The organism is Sphaerochaeta sp. PS (genome assembly GCF_032144095.1).
In the GTDB taxonomy this organism is placed as follows: Bacteria; Spirochaetota; Spirochaetia; order Sphaerochaetales; family Sphaerochaetaceae; genus Sphaerochaeta.
On sequence record NZ_JAVSNJ010000011.1, the window covers coordinates 50,039 to 67,997 of the forward strand.

Below are 17,959 nucleotides of genomic sequence, written 5' to 3' on the forward strand. Positions count from 1 at the left end.
TTTTTCGCAAAACCAATGGTATACTCTACCAATGTACACGCTACTTATTATCGATGATGAGACAGAGTTGCTCGAGGGGCTCTCACAGTATTTCCCTTGGGAGAAAATCGGCTTCACTGTAGCAAAGGCCTTCAGTGACGGGAGGGCCGCACTGGCCTTCTGCAAAAGCTGTAGGGTCGATGTGGTGCTCACCGATATCAGGATGCCATTCATATCTGGCCTGGACATAATCCAGGAGCTGCAGAAAACAGAGAAACCTCCCCTCTTCTGCATCATGAGTGCCTATGATAGTTTCGAGTATGCAAAGAAAGCCATAGAGTTTGGTGTCCAGGACTACCTGGTCAAGCCCTCTTCGTTCGACGATATAGAAAAAACCTTCCTCAAGATCAGGAAGACCCTCGACAGTTCGGCTCTCCCGGCCACTAACGACAGTGAAGACGACCACTACGCCCCCCTTATTAACAAGACCTTGTCCATCATGCGCAAACGGACCAGGACCAGCTCACTGCAATCCATTGCAGGGGAACTTGGCATCAACAGCTCCTACCTCTCCCGCTTGTTCAAGGAGGAGACAGGGCAAAACTTCCAGGAATACCTCATGAAGCTCAAGATGGAGATTGCACTTCAGATGCTTACAGGCAAGCTTGGCTATACAAACAAGGATATCGCAAAGGCCTTGGGCTATCAGGACACCCAGAACTTTTGCAGGACCTTCAAAGGCCACTTCGGATCCTCGCCCCAACAGTACAAAAAGGAACGAAGGCCATGAGGAATACCTCCAACCGAAATTTGAGGCTATTCATCCGCCACAGCCTACCCTTGGTTTTTGTCGCAATCCTGTTGGGTTCAGCAGCAACAATTATTACCAGGAACTTCCTTATGCAGAACAGCATCAGGGAGGCCAACCAAACTCTGGAGCAAGCATCTGCATACTACGATGTCATCCTGGACGAGATGGATTCCCTCAGCCTCATGTTCAGCACCAACCCTGAGATGATGGTGAGGCTACAAAACATATTCAGGCAGGGAACCCTCGATCTTGACTCCTACCGTGAAAGCAAGCTGATACGCTCATTTCTCTCCGCCCCAGCAAACGCGAGGCCCTATATCGACAGCATCTATGTCTACCTTGAAAACGATGAGGGAAAGGTCCTCTCCAGCAATCTGGGATTTACGGAGATCTTCAGGGTCAAGGCCTCATCCTGGTTCTCATCCTATGGAGAGAAGCTAGAAAACGGAAACAGCTATTCTGAACAGCTTGTGGTGAACAGGGGGACCCCAACCGAACAGGGGATCATACGGATATCACGGCCCATCACCAACCCAACGGGAAATTTCTTGGGTGTCATCGTACTGGACCTGAAGGAGAGTGCACTTGCCCAATCCTTTGGCCAGTTCACCGCCAAGGAGGGAAAATACCTTACGGTAAAAAACAAGCAAGGATCCCTGTTGTTCTCCAACCCTAGCGAACCCTGCCCCTACCCTGTAAAGAAGATGCAGTATTTCCAGACTGTCTCAACAAAATATGGGTGGGAATACACCCTGGGCATCTATCAGCCCAAACTCTATGAACTCTCCACCACGCTGGCGAGGTCCACCATCGGGCTCTCCCTGCTGGCCCTCCTGCTTGGGTTGTTTCTCACCCACAGCACCAACCGCCAGGAGAGGCGTTTCCTCTCCAATGTCATGGTGCAACTAAACCAGGTGGGGAGCTCAGACCTTTCCGAAGGAAGCCCTTCCCACTACAAGAACATATTCGACTACATGAACTACCATGTCATACGCACCTTCCTGGAACAGGATTACCTGAGGTGGCAGAAGGAAGCAATGGAGTACAGGGCACTGCAGATGCAGATAAACCCACACTTCTTGTTCAATACCCTCGATACCATCAACTGGATGGCAGTAAAACAGGCGAAGGGTACCAACGAGGTAAGCCAGATGATCCAGCTTCTCTCCAAACTGCTCAAATACTCCCTCCAGGTTGAGGACAGTGTCGGTGTCCCCCTTGCAAAGGAACTTGAGCAGACCAACAACTACATAGAGATCCAGAAGATCAGGTTCAAGGATTCCCTAACCTTCACCCAGGAGATAGACCCAGATCTGCTGGATGTGCAAGTACCTTGCATGCTCCTCCAGCCAATCCTGGAAAACTGCCTCATCCATGGCTTCAAGGGAACCACCGACCTGCATATTACCCTTACTGTCCGAAAGGACGGGGAGAAGGTTCGTATCGAGATCTTCAACACCGGTCTTGCCCTGAACGAACAGGAGCTCGCCTATCTCAACAGGGAGGATTTCGATGCCCTGAAACTGGACAAATCCCTTGGCCTCATGAATATCAAGAAACGGCTGATGCTCTTTGCAAAAGGCGCCTCACCTCTTACCATCTCCAGCGACGGAATCCAAGGAGTGTGTGTCACCATCCTGTTGCCCAATCGCAAAGGGTGATCAGTTTTTCATGCCGGTGGTGGAGATGCCCTCCACAAAGTATTTTTGTGCAGCAAAAAACAGGATGATCGGGGGAAGGATGGAGACCAGGGACATCGCCATGATCTGGTTCCAGGCAAACTCTGTGGAGATGTCCATGGTCATCCGCAGGCCCAAGGCGACTGGGTACTTTGCGACACTGCTTATGTAGACCAGGGCATTCATGAAATCGTTCCATGTCCAGACGAACTGGAAGACGACAACCGAGAACATCGCTGCCTTGCACAGTGGAAGAAGGATTCTGACGAGGATGGTGAAGCTATTGCATCCGTCAAGCTTTGCAGATTCATCCAGCTCTAGGGGTAGGGAGCGGAAAAACTGAACCATCATGAAATTGAAGAAGGGGAAGCATCCCAAAAGAGCCGGTACAATAAAGGGAAGGTAGGTATCCAACCACCCCAGATTCTTGAAGAAAATATAGCGGGGAATGATGATGACCGTGGCAGGCAACATCATGGTGGAGAGCATGATGACAAAAAACAGCTTCTTTAGCGGAAAATCGAAGCGGGCGAACCCATAGCCGATAAGGGTACTGGAGACCACGGTAAAGAGGACCGTCGGAACCACCAGCAGAAACGTATTGAGCATGAAGGTGTTGAACCCATACTGACCGGAGCCCTTCCATCCGGCTGAAAACGCACCAAATACTGGTTTTTTTGGAAACAGGCTGAGGGTGGTGAATATCTCCTCATTGGTCTTGAAGGCCGCACCTACCATCCACAACAGGGGATAGACCATGATGTACGCAAGCAGGATGAGAAAGATGTAGGATACTATCTTGGATGCAGAATGTTTCTTGCCGATCATAGTGTATCTCCATAGTGTACCCAGGATTCGGATGATTTGAAGGTAAGGCTGGTAAAGAGGAGAATGATGAAGAAGAGGATCCAGGAGAGGGCGGATGCATATCCCATCTTGAAGAACTTGAAACCCTGGTTGTAGAGCATCAGGCCATAGAGGTAGGTGCTTTTCAGCGGCCCTCCCTGGGTAATGACAAAGGCCGGGGTAAAGTCCTGGAAGGCGTTGATCATCTGCATGACCAGGTTGAACAATACGATGGGGGAGAGTTCTGGGATGGTGATCTTCCAGAAGATCCTCACCTTTCCTGCCCCATCGATCCTTGCTGCCTCATAGAGGCATTCGGGAATCTGCTTGAGACCTGCCAAAAACAGGAGCATGGATGAGCCAAACTGCCATACGGTGACCAGGCTTATGGTACCCAATGCCAAAACGGGGTCGCCTAGCCAGTCATGGGGGGGGATCCCAACCACAGCCAGCAGATTATTCACTGTCCCCTGATTCATGAAAAGGTATTTCCACAACACCGAGATGGCGACACTGCCTCCCAGTATGGAGGGGATATAGTAGAGGGTTCGAAACAGGTTGATCGAACGGATTTTCTGATTGAGGATGACGGCGATCGCCAAAGCGAACGCTATCTTGCAAGGGACAGCGATGAGCACGTAGTACATGGTGACTTTCAGCGACTGGAGAAAATTCTTGTCGGCAAGGAAGATGGTCTTGTAGTTTTTCAGGCCCACGAACTTTGCACTTCCCAACAGTTGGAAGTCGGTAAACGAGTACCAGAACGAGCTGATGAGGGGATAGAGCTGGAGAATCAGAAACCCAAGAATCCAAGGAAGGATATAGAGATATCCTGCATATGCATATTTTTTTTTACCTAATTGCATCAGTTCCCCCTACAGGGACCATCCCCCCACTGTTTGTTGGGAGGATGGTCTTCATTTTCTAAAAATTACAGGCTAGCCAACGTAGCATTGAGGCTCTGGATCATTTTTGCCGATGCCTGTTGAGGGGTAAGCTTGCCAAACCCGAACTCATCAATGACATCCTGCATGGTCTGAATGACCTCAGAATTCATCTGCCAGACGCTTTGAGGGTTACCAGCCTGCAAGGTCCCTTCATTGGTAGCCTTCTCTTCCATCTTGGAGATCAAGCCCTTCTCAGCAAGGCTCTTGCGTCCGATAACCGTGGAGGGGATACCGCGGGAAGTACCCAAGGTGATGATGCCCTCGTTGTCATAGAACATGTAGTTCAGGAACTTGATGGCTTCCTTCTTGTTCTTGGAGTTGTTGTTTACCACAAGAATCTGGGAAGGTCGCATCAGCACCCCACTGTTCTTAGCCCCAGCCATGACAGGGAACTGCCTGGTTTCGATGTTCTGCTTGGTGCCGATATCCTTGCCCATGGAGCTGACCCAGTCCCAGGCTGAAGCGGTGTTTCCCTTGATCCAGTCCGGATTTTCCTGGAATTTCTGGTAGAAGAGGGAGGTCTGTGAGAAGGGAGCGACAATGCCTTCATCAAACCAACGCTTGAAGTAGGTAAAAGCCATGGTTCCCTGCTCTTCGGTGAAGGCGACGCGCTTGTTGTTGCCTACCACTTCTCCGGCGAGCTGTGCAATGTATACCTCAAACCAGAAGCGAAGGATGTCTGGGGTTGCTGAGCTGAAATACTTGGAAGGGTCCTTCTGATGGATTTTCTTTCCTTCAGAGATGATGTTTTCCCATGTCCAGACGGTATTGGGATCGATGCCGCTGTCAGAGAGCAGCTTGGTGTCAACGATAAAGGTGTTTACGTTGGTTCCACTGGGAAGACCCATGAGCTTACCGTTGTAGGTGCAGTAGTTTTTCAGGAAATCAGCATCAAACTGCGTCAGATCAAAATCGGTGGCGGAAATCTCTGCAAAGACATCCCCTTTTGAGCAGAGCTCATTCAACCAGGGTTGGTCGATCTGGATGATGTCTGCAGCTGTCCCTCCAGCCACCTGGGTTACCAGTTTCTGGTAATACCCATCCCAGCCACCATACTCACCCTCAAGCTTTACGTTGGGGTTTTTCTTGCTATAGGCATCCATTGCCTGGAGAGTGGGAGTGTGTCGGGAGTCTCCACCCCACCAGGATACCCGTAGGGTAACGTTGTCAGCTTCTTTGGAGCTTTCTTTGGCTCCACTGGCAAATACAGAGCTCATTGCCAACAGGACAACAAGCAGTGCTACAACACTTTTTTTCATGATGAACCTCCATTTGATCTCAATCATAGCCTAAGTCTGCTGGCGTTTCAGGATATTGCCCAGTAAGAAAAATATGACATAACAGTATCATTTCTTGACATTTCAAGGGAAGGTCCCCTACTCTGACGCAAATATCACCATTAGCTATAATATACGGGTAATTACATTCTGTGCTATGTATTGGTTTTGTGGAGAAAAAATTTTATAATTTATTTTCTAGTAAAGTTTTAAATAATTCTATCACTCTCGGAGGGTATATAAAACCCTTGACAGGAGCCTCTAAATATTCGATAGTCGCTAATACATCGTAAAGGCTCCGAGCACATCTGTACTCCGGAAGATCTATGCCTGAAGCGAGCGGAGGGAATGGAAAAGATTGAAGGGTGTTGAAGTTACAGTCGAACAGGTCTCACGAGCCTATGGATCTTTCAAGGCACTCGATGATGTGAGTGTACAGATCAAAAAAGGTGAGTTTTTCTCACTCTTGGGACCTTCAGGGTGTGGAAAGACCACACTACTACGGATTATCGCTGGGTTTGACTACCCCGATACTGGGACTGTAGAGTTCGACGGAAAAAACATCTTGCCACTTCCACCGGACAAACGACAGTCAAACACTGTTTTCCAGACCTATGCACTCTTTCCCCATCTTACCGTCTATGAAAATGTCGCCTTCCCTCTGAGGCTCAGGCGTGTCGAGAAAAACGAACTCGACCGCAAGGTCAGGGAGTACGTCCACCTCGTCCAGCTTGACGAGCATATCGACAAGAAGCCCTCCATGCTCAGTGGTGGCCAAAAGCAACGTGTCGCCATCGCAAGGGCCCTGATCAACGAACCAAGTGTCCTTTTGCTTGACGAACCGCTTTCCGCCCTCGATGCGAAACTCAGGCAGAACCTCCTGATCGAGCTTGACGTCATCCACGACAAGGTCGGCATCACCTTCATCTATGTCACCCACGACCAGAGCGAAGCGCTCTCCGTCTCCGACCGCATCGCAGTCATGAACAAGGGAAAGATCCTGCAGATCGGTACCCCCTATGAAATATATGAGGCTCCTGCAACCCGCTTTGTGGCCCAATTCATCGGCGAATCGAACATATTTCCCTGCACGGTACTCTCATGCGAGCCGCATGAGGGGGAGTACATGCTCAAGGTTGATGTGCCTTCCCTCGGAGGAGTGGTATCGGTCACCGACTACGACCCCCTGGAAATAGGCTCTGAGGTGGATTTCACCGTCCGCCCTGAAAAGGTAAGGATCACCTCAACACCTCCGCGGACCATGCACAAGGAGCTGAACCTCTACAAGGGTGTTGTTGACGAGCCTGTCTACTCTGGCTTCCAGTCCAAGTTCTACATCCGGCTGGACAATGAGGAGAAGTCCATCGTGAAGGTGTTCAAGCAGCATACCACATTCCTCGATGAAGGACCTGAGATAGACTGGAGGGACACCGTCTATGTAAGCTGGACAGCAACTGATGGATATTTGGTAAAGGAAACAAACCGATGAAGAAGGTGTTGAAACCTAGGGAGCGTGAACAACTTCTGGGGACTGTCTATGCCTTCCCTATGGGAATCTGGTTCACCCTCTTCTTTACCATACCCCTAGGCATCATTGTCCTCTATAGTTTCCTCAAGCGAGGACTCTATGGAGGTGTCGAATGGCAGTTCACCTTTGATGCCTACGCCCAGATGTTCAATCCAAGTTTTGCAAAAGTGGTGGTAAGGACGCTTTGGATCAGCATCGTATCTACCTTGGGATGCATCCTCATCGCCATACCCTGTGGCTATGCCATGGCCAAAAGCAAATATCAGACCTTTTTGCTCTTCCTCATCATCATCCCCTTCTGGACCAACTCCCTTATCCGCATCTATGCATGGATATCCATCCTCTCCACAGAAGGGTTTGTCAACACGATCCTGATCAAGCTGGGCATCCTCACCGAAGGGGTACAGCTCATCTACAACAACGGTGCTGTCGTGCTCGTGCTCATCTACATGTACCTTCCCTTTGCGATCCTTCCCCTGTTCACCACCATCGACAAGTTTGATTTTGCCCTGTTGGACGCTGCACGGGACCTTGGGGCCACAAAACTCGAGTCCATCGTCAAGGTCATGTTCCCCAACATCAAAAGTGGCTTGAGCACAGCCTTCATCTTTACCTTCATCCCGATCTTCGGCGCATACACCGTACCGCTTCTCGTCGGTGGCAAGGATTCGACCATGATAGGAAACATCATCGTCGACCAGGTATCGAAGACCCGCAACTGGCCCTTGGCCTCCGCATTCTCCATGGTCCTGACCTTCATCTCCCTTGTGGGGGTATTCTGGATGCTCTATACCGGCAAGCGCGAACAGCAGCAGTCAAAGAAGACCACCCAGCAATCCCTTGAGCAGAACGTCCGCAAGCACCACTTGCCTAGGGGGGGGAAATGAACGCACACCGATACAACAAGCAGAGCAAGCTCTCCTTTTCCTTCTCCATGCTCTACCTCACCATCATATTTCTCTTTATCCCGCTGTTTGTCGTGGTTTTCTTCTCATTCAACAGTTCGAAGGGAATGCAGTGGAACCATGCCTCCCTCATCTGGTACAAGACACTCATCTTCGAAAGCCCTTCGCTTTGGGCTGCCTTCAAGAACAGCCTCATCATCGCCCTCACCAGCAGCGTCACGGCAACCTTTTTGGGAACCCTCGCCGCCATCGGCATCAAATGGTACCGGTTCAAGGGCAGAAGCTACATCACCACCATCAGCTATCTGCCGATGGTACTGCCTGAGGTAATCATCGGTATCTCGATGTTGATTTTCTTCTCAGCCGTGAAAGTACGTCTTGGCATGTTCACCATCTTTGCTGCCCATACCACCTTCAACCTTCCGTTTGTCTTCATGATGGTGTCGGCCCGCCTTGATGAGTTTGACTATTCGACGGTCGAGGCGGCAAGGGACCTGGGAGCCAACGAAAGCCAGACACTCACGAAGGTCATCATCCCTACGATCATCCCAGGGGTCCTGTCCGGTTTTCTGATGTGCATCACCATGTCACTCGAGGACTTTGTCATCACCTTCTTTGTTTCGGGCCCTGGGTCAGGAACTCTTCCCTTGTACGTATATTCCATGATCCGCTATGGGGTCTCCCCTGTCATCAACGCACTGACGTTCGTCATGATATTGGGGACCATGGTCATCGCATTTACTTTCAGAAAATTTCTTAAGACTGTGGCTGCAAGCAGCTAAGGTTTGGAGGCAACAACCAGTACAGGAGGTGCGCTTTGCACACACTTTCGAAACCCTTCTCCATTCTTCTTGTCATAGTGACAGGGATGCTTTTTTTTGGATGCCAGAAAGGCAATGAACAGAACAGCAAACTCTACCTCTACAACTGGACCTACTACACCCCAGAATCCCTCGTAAAGCAGTTTGAGAGGGAGACCGGCATCGATGTCGTCATCGACAACTTTGCCTCCAACGAGGAGATGTTTGCAAAAGTCATGGCCGGTGGCAACAAGGGCTATGACATCATCTTCCCCTCCTCTGACTACACCTCCATCATGATAAAGCTTGGCCTGCTTGAGCAACTCGACCATGAGAAGCTTCCCAACCTCACCTATGTGAACCCCATCATCAGGGAGAAGGCTCCCTATGACCCAAAGATGGAGTACTCGGTCCCCTATTTCATGGGCTCCAGTGGCATCGCCGTAAACAAGGAGAGAGCACCCGAAGGGTATGCACGCGACTGGTCGATCTTTGCTGATACCCGGATGGCGGGCAGGATGTCCATGCTTGACGACATGCGCGAGGTGATGGCTGCAGGGTTGAAGAGCCTCGGCTACAGTGCAAACACCACCGACGAGAGGGAGCTGCAAGAGGCCACCGCCCTGATCGTCAACCAATGGAAGCCCAACCTGGTGAAGTTTGACTCGGAATCCTTTGGCAAGGCATTTAGCCAAGGGGAGTTCTGGGTAGCCCACAGCTACCCCGAAAACATCTTCGCCGAGATTCCGAAGAGGAAATGGGAGAACATAGACTTCTTCATCCCCCCGGAGGGAGGAATGATGTACATCGACAACATGGTCATCCCCAAGGGGGCAAAAAACAGCGATGCTGCCCACCAGTTCATCAACTTCATGCATGACCCTAAGGTCCACGCACATTTCCTGGATGAGTTTGGCTTCCCCCCTACGACCAATACCGGCTCTGCAAAATATATGAAGAACGATACCTATTTTTTCACATCAGAGGACATGAAGAACTCTGACAACCTCAATGACCTTGGTGAAGACCTGGAAAAATACAACACCCTATGGCAGACAATACGATACAAACCGTAAATTTACTGCATATTTATGCAATTTTTGTTCAATACGCATAACTTTCACTTGCAAAGCCTTTTTGTTCTAGGTACTCTAGAACAAATCCTCATAAAAAGAGAGCGGCTATGAACAGTTATCAAGTAATTACATCCCTAGCCTTTGCGCTATACCTAGGGCTCATGTTGAGTATCGGATTTTTCAACTACAAGAAAACGAACAACACCAGCGACTTCTTCCTTGGTAGCCGATCAGTAGGGCCATGGTTTACCGCCCTCAGTGCAGAGGCCTCCGACATGTCGGGATGGCTCTTGATGGGCCTTCCAGGGGTTGCCTATTTCACCGGTTTGCAGGAAGCATTCTGGACAGCAATGGGACTTCTGATAGGTACCTACCTCAACTGGCTCTTTGTCGCAAAACGGATGAGGAAGTACACCATCCATGCAAAGGACTCCATCACCATCCCTGAGTTCCTTGCCAACAGGTTCCACGACAAGACAAAAGTTCTGCAGACCCTGAGCTCAATCATTATCCTGGTCTTCTTTGTCGTCTATACAGCAAGCGGGTTCCTGGCCAGCGCGAAGCTGTTCAATGCGGTATTCGGCCTGAACTACTATATCGCACTGCTGTTGGGTGTTGTCGTCATCCTGGGCTACACCCTCCTGGGAGGCTACCTTGCCGTTGTGGCAACCGACTTCTTCCAAGGCTCACTCATGTTCATTGCCCTGTTCATGACAGCAATCATCGGGGTAGGCTTACTTGGAGGCCCCCTGGTAACCATCGAAAAGCTCTCAGTTTTCGGTGCACAGTTCGTCAATCCCTTTGTGGCCGAGCCAGGATCTGAGTATGGGTTCATCGACATACTATCCGCCCTATCCTGGGGTTTGGGCTACTTTGGCATGCCCCATATCCTGGTTCGCTTCATGTCCATCAGAAGCAACAAGGAAGTAAAGACCTCCCGAAGGATAGCAATGGTATGGGTAACCGTAGCCATGGCAGCCGCCCTTACCGTCGGAGTTGTCGGAAAGGCATTCCTCCTTCCCTTGGTATATGAAAGTCAAGGCGCTGCAGAATCGGTGTTCATCGCCAGCATGCAGAAGATATTCCCGACCTTCATAGCTGGAATCTTCCTCTGCGCAATCCTGGCTGCAAGCATGAGCACATCCGACAGCCAACTGCTTGTCGCCTCCTCAGCCTTCAGCAAGGACGTCTACAAGGCAATCCTCAGAAAGAATGCATCGGACAAGGAGACGCTGGCTGTCAGCAGGATTACCGTCCTGGTGATCACCGTCATCGCCATCTTCCTCGCCATGGACCCTACCAGCTCCATCTTCGATATCGTTAGCTACGCCTGGGCGGGATTCGGTGCGACATTCGGCCCTGTCATCCTCGCCAGCCTCTTCTGGAGACGGGCTACCCGAAACGGTGCCGTGGCAGCCATGGTCGGTGGTGGTCTTACCGTCATTATCTGGAAACAGCTCTCGGGCGGACTCTTCGATGTCTATGAACTGCTTCCTGGCTTTATCATCGCCTCCATCCTCATGGTCATATTCAGCCTGTTGGAGAAAAACCCCGATGCCAAGATGATCGCGGAATTCGACAAATACCAGAGTATCGAAGACTAGCAACCAGAGGCCTTAGTGTGGGTTTCCCCCCAAGGAAACCCACATGGTTCCAGAAATTTCTGCTCTTCTACTTGACCAATAGGGGAGCATCCGATATGTTGAACCTTAATCCAGCCTTTTGGTAGGATATTCCCGTAGTAGGAGGTGGCACAATGAGGTCCAATGCAGATTCTCAAGACAGTATGATGTGCCGCCTGGCATAAGACTCACCTCTGAGCAGACAGATAGGGTGGCAAGCCTTCCCTTCTCAATCCTCCATACAATGCCCATAAACCGAACAAGGATATATCCCATGGAACGAACACCACGATTTCGTTGTAACTCCATAAAAGATCGAATGTGACCTCATCTGTACCCTTACTGACAGATGCATCATCACATACAAAATCTTAGGAGTATACCATGAAAAAAGCACATTTTGAGACACTACAAGTACATAGCGGACAGGAACAAGCAGACCCCTACACAGGATCCCGTGCCGTACCGATCTATCAGACAACAGCCTACGTCTTTGACAACTGCGACCACGCAGAGGCCCGTTTCAACCTCTCCAACCCAGGAAACATCTACGCCAGGTTGACCAACGACACCCAGGATGTATTCGAAAAGCGGATTGCAGCACTCGAAGGTGGGGTAGCTGCCCTTGCAGTTGCCTCTGGGGCCGCGGCAGTTACCTACACCTTCCTGAACCTTGCTGAGGCAGGGGACCACATCGTAAGTGCCAAGACCATCTATGGAGGAAGCTACAACCTCCTCTCCCAGACCCTCCCCCGCTACGGAATAACCACCACCTTCGTCGATGGCGAGGAGAGCGAAAACTTCGAGAGGGCCATCAGGCCAAATACGAAGGCCCTCTTCCTGGAGACCATCGGCAATCCCAATGCAACACTGCTGGATATCCGAAAAATTGCAGACATTGCCCATGCACATAAGATCCCCCTGGTGGTAGACAACACCTTCGCCACCCCATTCCTCGTGAGGCCTTTCGAATATGGAGCAGACATAGTCCTGCACTCAGCCAGCAAGTTCATCGGTGGCCACGGTACCGCAATGGGTGGTGTCATCATCGATAGCGGCACCTTTGACTGGGAGGCAAGCGGTAAATTCCCTTCCCTGACCGAGCCCAACGATAGTTACCACGGCATCAGCTTTACCAAAGCAGTAGGACCCGCGGCTTGGATCACCAAGGCAAGGGCAGTGCTGTTGCGAGACCTTGGGGCAACCCTTGCCCCCCTGAATGCCTTCCTGTTCCTGCAAGGCCTCGAGACCCTGTCACTGCGGGTGGAGAGACATGTCTACAACACCCTCAAGGTAGTTCCCTTCCTGGCTACCCATCCAAAGGTAAGCATCGTCAGGCATCCAAGCCTTCCTGACAGCCCCTACCACGATCTCTACCAGCAATATTTCCCCCAAGGAGGAGCATCCATCTTCACCTTTGATGTGAAAGGAGGGGAAAAGGAAGCAAAGGCGTTCATCGACCATCTCAAGCTGTTCTCACTGTTGGCCAATGTGGCTGATGTGAAGTCCCTGGTCATACACCCCAGGACAACCACCCACTCACAGCTCAATGCCCAGGAGCTGGTCGAACAGGGGATCGGTGCCAATACGGTTCGTCTCTCGATAGGGACTGAGCATATCGACGATATCCTTGACGATCTTCGTCAGGCCTTCGACGCGATCTAAGGAGAGAGACGATGCCAGTAACCATACAAAGCGGCCTTCCTGCGGAAAACACGCTGCAACAAGAGAACATCTTCTACATGAACAAGGAGAGAGCCGCCTCCCAGGATATCAGACCCCTGCAGGTAGCCATCCTCAACCTCATGCCCCAAAAGTCCGTAACCGAGACGCAACTGATACGACTCTTGGGAAACACCCCGCTCCAGGTGGAGATAACCTTTCTCCGTACCGCAACCTATCAGCCGAAGAACACCGAGGTTTCCTACCTGAGGACCTTCTACCAGACCTTCGAGGATGTCTGTGACAAGAAGTTCGATGCCCTTATCGTCACAGGGTCCCCAGTAGAGAAACTTGCCTTTGAGGATGTCCAGTACTGGGAGGAACTCACCACCATCCTGGACTGGGCAGAGGAGCACGTCTACTCATCGCTGTTTGTCTGTTGGGGAGCCCAGGCCGCCCTCTACCACTACTACAAGGTCGAGAAACGTCCCCTTGCAAAGAAGCTTTCCGGAGTTTTCACCCATGGTGTCACAACCCCTACGGAAACCTTGGTACGGGGGTTTGACGACTGCTTCCTTGCCCCCCACAGCCGTCATACCACCGTTGAGGAAGAGGAGATCCGTTCCGTTGAGGAGCTGAAGATCCTGGCAGTCTCTGCCGAGGCCGGGGTCTACCTTGCCGCAAGCAAGGATGATAGGCAGGTGTTCATCACCGGTCACTGTGAATATGATGCGTTGACCCTGGATTCCGAGTACAGGCGTGATCTCCTGGCAGGGCTTGAGCCAGAAAAGCCGGTCAACTACTACCCGGGAGACGACGAAGGGAAGGTGCCCTCCGTCAGTTGGAGGTCCCATGCAAACCTGTTGTTCAGCAATTGGCTGAACTACTGCGTCTACCAGAGGACACCCTATGCCCTTGAGGACCTTCCCCTGCAATCGAGCAAAAGGCCGTTGGTCATACCGTCATAGAACAAGCAGTCCGAAAGTTCTTGCCCTTCTTCGTTTGGGGGAGGGCAAGCTTTTCAGATGCCCCAAGGCATCACGGCAAGGCCACCAGCCGTTCTTCTAGTACGTCCATGCAGAGCCTTGTCATGCTATCCTTCAATCTTGCTATCGTATCATCGGTGATGAAGGTCACCTCATCGGGACCAACACCTGCTGCCCAGTTGATGCTGTACGCGAGGGAGGCTATCTTCAGACCCGCCTCCCGTGCAAGGGCCACCTCGGTGGCGGCTGTCATGCCCACCACATCAAAGCCCAGGGTCCTGAACATGCGTATCTCGGAGGGAGTCTCCAGGCGCGGGCCATTGGTGCACACATAGACCCCTGCATCCTTGAGATTCGGCTCATGAGCATGCAGGGCATCGGTGAGCTCCGGGTCGAAAGCCCTGTCCATCCCCACATGCACAACGCCCTGCTCGTCACCGGTAAAGAAGGTATGGGCCCTTCCTCCCCCGCTGAGGTCTGCAAAATCTGCAATTGTCCCGACCTCTTCAGGCCTGAGTGCCTCGCTTACCGATCCAACGGCATAGATGGTGATAACCTCATCTACCCCTAGCCCCTTCAGGGCGGAGATATTGGCCCGGTAGTTGATGAGATGGGGCGGAACCGAGTGACCTGAGCCATGCCGGGGAAGAAAGGCCAACCAGGCATCCTTGCCCGTTCCCACAAACACCTCAGCCGATCCATAGGGTGTATCTATCTGGCGTCGTTCACCCTGAAAACCTGAAATGTGGTCGACACCCGTACCACCGATGATCGCCTTCATGAGAAACTCCTTGCAAGATCTGAAGGTGCGAGCACTCCCTTCGGAGTGACAATCCCTGTTACCAGGGAGGGAGGGACGATGTCGAAGGAGGGATAGAGGGCCTTCCCTCCCACGGTGGTTTCCCGCCCCAGACAAAAGAGGACTTCCGAACCGTCTCGCTCCTCCATCACGATATCCTCTTGCCCCAGTTTGGTAGGGTCAGGGGAGATGCTGAATGCATGGTAGGGCACATGGTAGTAGGAACAGGCAATTGCATTGGCCAAGGTTCCCACCTTGTTTACCACTGTCCCGTCCATACAGACCAAATCAGAGGCAGTCATGTAACGGCGTACCTTCCCCTGGGCAAGGTAGTGGGCACCCATGCCATCGGTGATGAGATGGGCCTCGATACCCATCTCCCTCAGGCTGGGATAGGTCAGGCGTGCACCCTGAAGATAGGGTCGTGTCTCGTTGACCAGGACAGAGACATCCTTGCCATCCTGCCGTGCATATGCAAGGCTAAGCAGGAAGGTATGTTCGGCGAAGCAGGTGGTGAGCACAACATCCCCATCCTCGATGAGGCTGCTGCCAAGCCTACCCATGTGATGGTAGAGCTCATCGTAGGCGTGTTCTTCCCCCTCCACCACCTGGTTGACCTTGCCCAGAAACTCCTCCCGAGGGACCTTTTCCTCCACCAGAGGGGAGATCTCCGCAAAGATGGAGAGCAAGGTCCGTCTCATGGTGGTGTTGGTAGGCCTTGCACTAACAAGCAGGTCAACCAGCCTTTTCAGTTCGTCAACCGTATAGGGAACCCTACCGTGAAGCATCTCCTGGGCGATGAAGCGGAGGGTGGTGAAGGCAACCTGTAGCGGCCCTCCCCCTTGGGTTACCATGTGTCTCAAGGCCAAGGCAACTTGCTCAACGCTGGTGCACATCTCAAACCGCTTTTCAAAGGGGAAGGCCCTACGGTCACCTATGAAGAGGCCCTCTGGGCCAATGTGGCAGATATGCTCACTCTCTAGCAGATATGGCAAGGCCAGCATCAGTGGTTCCAAAAACCGATGTGGTCGGCAACTATTGCAGCGATGAGCTTCTGGTCCTCGACAGGCCCCACGATCTCAATGTCCTTCTGCCCGTGGGTGAGGACCTCATCGGCAGGGAGGCTGAAGGTAGGGTTCTGGTCATCGCTGCCGGTCAAGGCAAGGAGTTGTTTTTCCGTTATGCCAAAGACCAGACGCCGTACGTTTGTCCAGTACATAGCACCGGAGCACATCACGCAGGGTTCGGCAGAGGTATAGAGGGTACACTCACTCAGGAATTCAGGGCTGTAGAGCTTACCGGCCTTGAACATCAGGGCCGTCTCCGCATGCATGGCAGGACCTCCCTCTTCATAGGCATTTCCCTGCTCCAGCAGGATGGTTCCATCCTTGTCTGCCAGAAGGGCCCCAAAGGGGTGGTTTCCCTCAAGTTTTGCTTTATGTGCAATCCGAACTGTTTCATAGAGAAGCCTGATATCCCGTTCTGTCGGTTGGGCTTTGCTGATCACTGGCATGTCCTGTCTCCTTATTCGAGAATACCCTAGCATGAGATGGGTAAGTTGGCAACAATACCGGTAAGTTGGTAAAAATGAGAAATGGATACAATCGTATGCATTGTAAAACATTGGTATCAATGCGAAACTGAGGGAGAGAAAACAGTTGTTGACGATTACCCAAAGAACCCGTACATTAGAGAAGATATTGCCAACCAAGCAATGACTGCAATAAAAGGAATAAACATGAACAAGAGCAAAATTGCAAAGATCACTGTGGCACTACTTGCCATGGCCCTTATCGTACCAACCCTCTTCGCCGCTGGAATCAAAGAGAGCGATCCTCAAGCTGTAACCGTGAGAATCGTTGCGATCGAAAATGAAGGGTTCTCTCCCGCTTTTACCGTACGTTCTGCTGACAACCAACAGTTCACCATCACCACCGATAGGACTACCGAAAGCAGTTTCCCTGTTTCGGCACTGAGTGCTGGGGACTATCTTGAAGTTACCCTGGACGGGTCGGTTGCAACTGCCATTAGATATATCAATCCCCTGGTAGCCTTGGGCGTGAAGGACATCTTCATCTCAGACGAAGCCGCCACCTCCCTTGCTACCTTGCAAGAGAAATTCAGCTATACCTATGGATACCTTTTGCTGCAGTCCTTTGCATCACAAGGCCTGTTCTTCGATGAGGGGTACTATGTAAAGGGAGCTCTCGATGGCTATGCAGCATCCATGAGCGGTGAACAGACAGGGTACTACACCTTGGATGAACTCTATGCAACCATTGAAGAGTACCAGAATACCGTCTGGCAGGCTGGGCTCGCTCCACAGGCATTCGGCAAGGGATACCAGGACCTGGCATTGGTCGCTGACCTTCCCAAACCTGAGGACCTCACTTTGGCATTCAGCTATACCTACGGCTACCTGCTCGCCTACAACATGCGCAGCCAGGGCATCGAACTTGATGGTAACCTCTATGCTCAGGGTGCTTTGGACTTTGCGAGCGGAAACCCCCTGTTGATGAGCGAACAGGAAATGCAGGCTGCCTTTGTCGAATACCAACAGGTTGTCGAGGAGAAGTATGCACAGTGGCTGAAAGAGGTAACGGTAACAAACCTCAGCGATGCTGAAGCATTCCTTGCGTTCAACAAGACCAATGAAGGTATCGTAGTGACCCCCAGTGGACTGCAGTACCAGATGCTCACCCCTTCTGATGGCCCCAAGCCTACCGCTAGTGATACCGTTGAGGTTAACTACCAGCTGCAGATGATCGACGGAACCATCATCGAGAGCTCCTACGATCGTGGCGAAACAGCACACTTTCCTGTAACCCAGGTAATCCCTGGATTCAGCGAAGCCCTGCTGACCATGAACACAGGAAGCGTCATCCGCACATGGATCCACCCAGAGTTGGGATATGGTGTGAACGGAACGGAGACCATCCTCCCCAATTCACTGCTTGTCTTTGACATTGAGCTGGTTGGCATCGATAAATAACAACGGCCCAGCACTAGGAAAAGGTCCCTTCGGGGACCTTTTCTGTTATC

Annotated in this window: 16 protein-coding genes; 10 read left to right on the top strand and 6 right to left on the bottom strand. The window is 51.6% G+C overall.

What is annotated here, in order from left to right; genetic code table 11:
• The first annotated feature begins 31 nt into the window (after window positions 1-31).
• Entirely contained in the window at window positions 32-769 is a 738-nt protein-coding gene (locus ROJ03_RS09695; protein ID WP_313726842.1) for a response regulator, read from the top strand.
• A complete protein-coding gene (locus tag ROJ03_RS09700) occupies window positions 766-2,451 on the top strand; it encodes a sensor histidine kinase (RefSeq protein WP_313726843.1) in 1,686 nt (561 codons plus the stop codon). Before ROJ03_RS09695 ends, ROJ03_RS09700 begins: the two co-directional genes overlap by 4 nt.
• On the opposite strand, the gene ROJ03_RS09705 is transcribed toward ROJ03_RS09700, so the two are convergent.
• The 3 genes from ROJ03_RS09705 to ROJ03_RS09715 all read right to left on the bottom strand — a co-directional run bounded on the left by ROJ03_RS09705 (window position 2,452) and on the right by ROJ03_RS09715 (window position 5,521).
• The gene (locus ROJ03_RS09705) at window positions 2,452-3,297 is read right to left on the bottom strand and encodes a carbohydrate ABC transporter permease (RefSeq protein ID WP_313726844.1); all 846 of its coding nucleotides are present in this window, start codon (window positions 3,295-3,297) and stop codon (window positions 2,452-2,454) included.
• Complete coding sequence (locus ROJ03_RS09710; protein ID WP_313726845.1) at window positions 3,294-4,181, bottom strand: sugar ABC transporter permease; 888 nt, start codon at window positions 4,179-4,181, stop codon at window positions 3,294-3,296. The genes ROJ03_RS09705 and ROJ03_RS09710 overlap by 4 nt, the downstream gene beginning before the upstream one ends.
• A gap of 65 nt (window positions 4,182-4,246) precedes the next feature.
• A complete protein-coding gene (locus tag ROJ03_RS09715; protein ID WP_313726846.1) occupies window positions 4,247-5,521 on the bottom strand; it encodes an ABC transporter substrate-binding protein in 1,275 nt (424 codons plus the stop codon).
• A 376-nt stretch (window positions 5,522-5,897) separates the two neighbouring features.
• On the opposite strand from ROJ03_RS09715, the gene ROJ03_RS09720 reads away from it, so the two are divergent.
• From ROJ03_RS09720 to metA, 7 genes are all read left to right on the top strand, one after another.
• Window positions 5,898-7,028 (top strand): ABC transporter ATP-binding protein, encoded by a 1,131-nt coding sequence (locus ROJ03_RS09720; RefSeq protein ID WP_313726847.1) that lies wholly within the window; start codon window positions 5,898-5,900, stop codon window positions 7,026-7,028.
• Window positions 7,025-7,954 carry an ABC transporter permease gene (locus ROJ03_RS09725; RefSeq protein ID WP_313726848.1) on the top strand — a complete coding sequence of 310 codons (930 nt, stop codon included), beginning with the start codon at window positions 7,025-7,027 and terminating at the stop codon, window positions 7,952-7,954. Before ROJ03_RS09720 ends, ROJ03_RS09725 begins: the two co-directional genes overlap by 4 nt.
• Entirely contained in the window at window positions 7,951-8,754 is an 804-nt protein-coding gene (locus tag ROJ03_RS09730) for an ABC transporter permease (RefSeq protein WP_313726849.1), read from the top strand. The genes ROJ03_RS09725 and ROJ03_RS09730 overlap by 4 nt, the downstream gene beginning before the upstream one ends.
• A gap of 35 nt (window positions 8,755-8,789) precedes the next feature.
• On the top strand, window positions 8,790-9,848 hold the full coding sequence (locus tag ROJ03_RS09735; protein ID WP_313726850.1) for an extracellular solute-binding protein: 1,059 nt from the start codon (window positions 8,790-8,792) through the stop codon (window positions 9,846-9,848).
• Window positions 9,849-9,955: 107 nt separating this feature from the next.
• The gene (putP, locus tag ROJ03_RS09740) at window positions 9,956-11,452 is read left to right on the top strand and encodes a sodium/proline symporter PutP (protein WP_313726851.1); all 1,497 of its coding nucleotides are present in this window, start codon (window positions 9,956-9,958) and stop codon (window positions 11,450-11,452) included.
• Between the two features lie 402 nt (window positions 11,453-11,854).
• The gene (locus ROJ03_RS09745) at window positions 11,855-13,135 is read left to right on the top strand and encodes an O-acetylhomoserine aminocarboxypropyltransferase/cysteine synthase family protein (protein ID WP_313726852.1); all 1,281 of its coding nucleotides are present in this window, start codon (window positions 11,855-11,857) and stop codon (window positions 13,133-13,135) included.
• Between the two features lie 11 nt (window positions 13,136-13,146).
• Window positions 13,147-14,100, top strand: coding sequence for a homoserine O-succinyltransferase (gene metA / locus ROJ03_RS09750; RefSeq protein WP_313726853.1), 954 nt, complete (start codon window positions 13,147-13,149; stop codon window positions 14,098-14,100).
• Between the two features lie 70 nt (window positions 14,101-14,170).
• On the opposite strand, the gene ROJ03_RS09755 is transcribed toward metA, so the two are convergent.
• Genes ROJ03_RS09755 through ROJ03_RS09765 form a run of 3 tightly spaced genes read right to left on the bottom strand, consistent with a single transcriptional unit; the run spans window position 14,171 to window position 16,430 of the window.
• A complete protein-coding gene (locus ROJ03_RS09755) occupies window positions 14,171-14,899 on the bottom strand; it encodes an MTAP family purine nucleoside phosphorylase (RefSeq protein WP_313726854.1) in 729 nt (242 codons plus the stop codon).
• Window positions 14,896-15,921, bottom strand: a complete 1,026-nt coding sequence (locus ROJ03_RS09760) for a translation initiation factor 2 (protein ID WP_313726855.1) — start codon at window positions 15,919-15,921, stop codon at window positions 14,896-14,898. Before ROJ03_RS09760 ends, ROJ03_RS09755 begins: the two co-directional genes overlap by 4 nt.
• Window positions 15,921-16,430 (bottom strand): nucleoside deaminase, encoded by a 510-nt coding sequence (locus tag ROJ03_RS09765; RefSeq protein WP_313726856.1) that lies wholly within the window; start codon window positions 16,428-16,430, stop codon window positions 15,921-15,923. The genes ROJ03_RS09760 and ROJ03_RS09765 overlap by 1 nt, the downstream gene beginning before the upstream one ends.
• 225 nt (window positions 16,431-16,655) lie before the next feature.
• Here ROJ03_RS09765 and ROJ03_RS09770 point away from each other — a divergent pair, with 225 nt between their 5' ends.
• Entirely contained in the window at window positions 16,656-17,909 is a 1,254-nt protein-coding gene (locus ROJ03_RS09770; RefSeq protein ID WP_313726857.1) for an FKBP-type peptidyl-prolyl cis-trans isomerase, read from the top strand.
• Window positions 17,910-17,959: the final 50 nt, after the last annotated feature.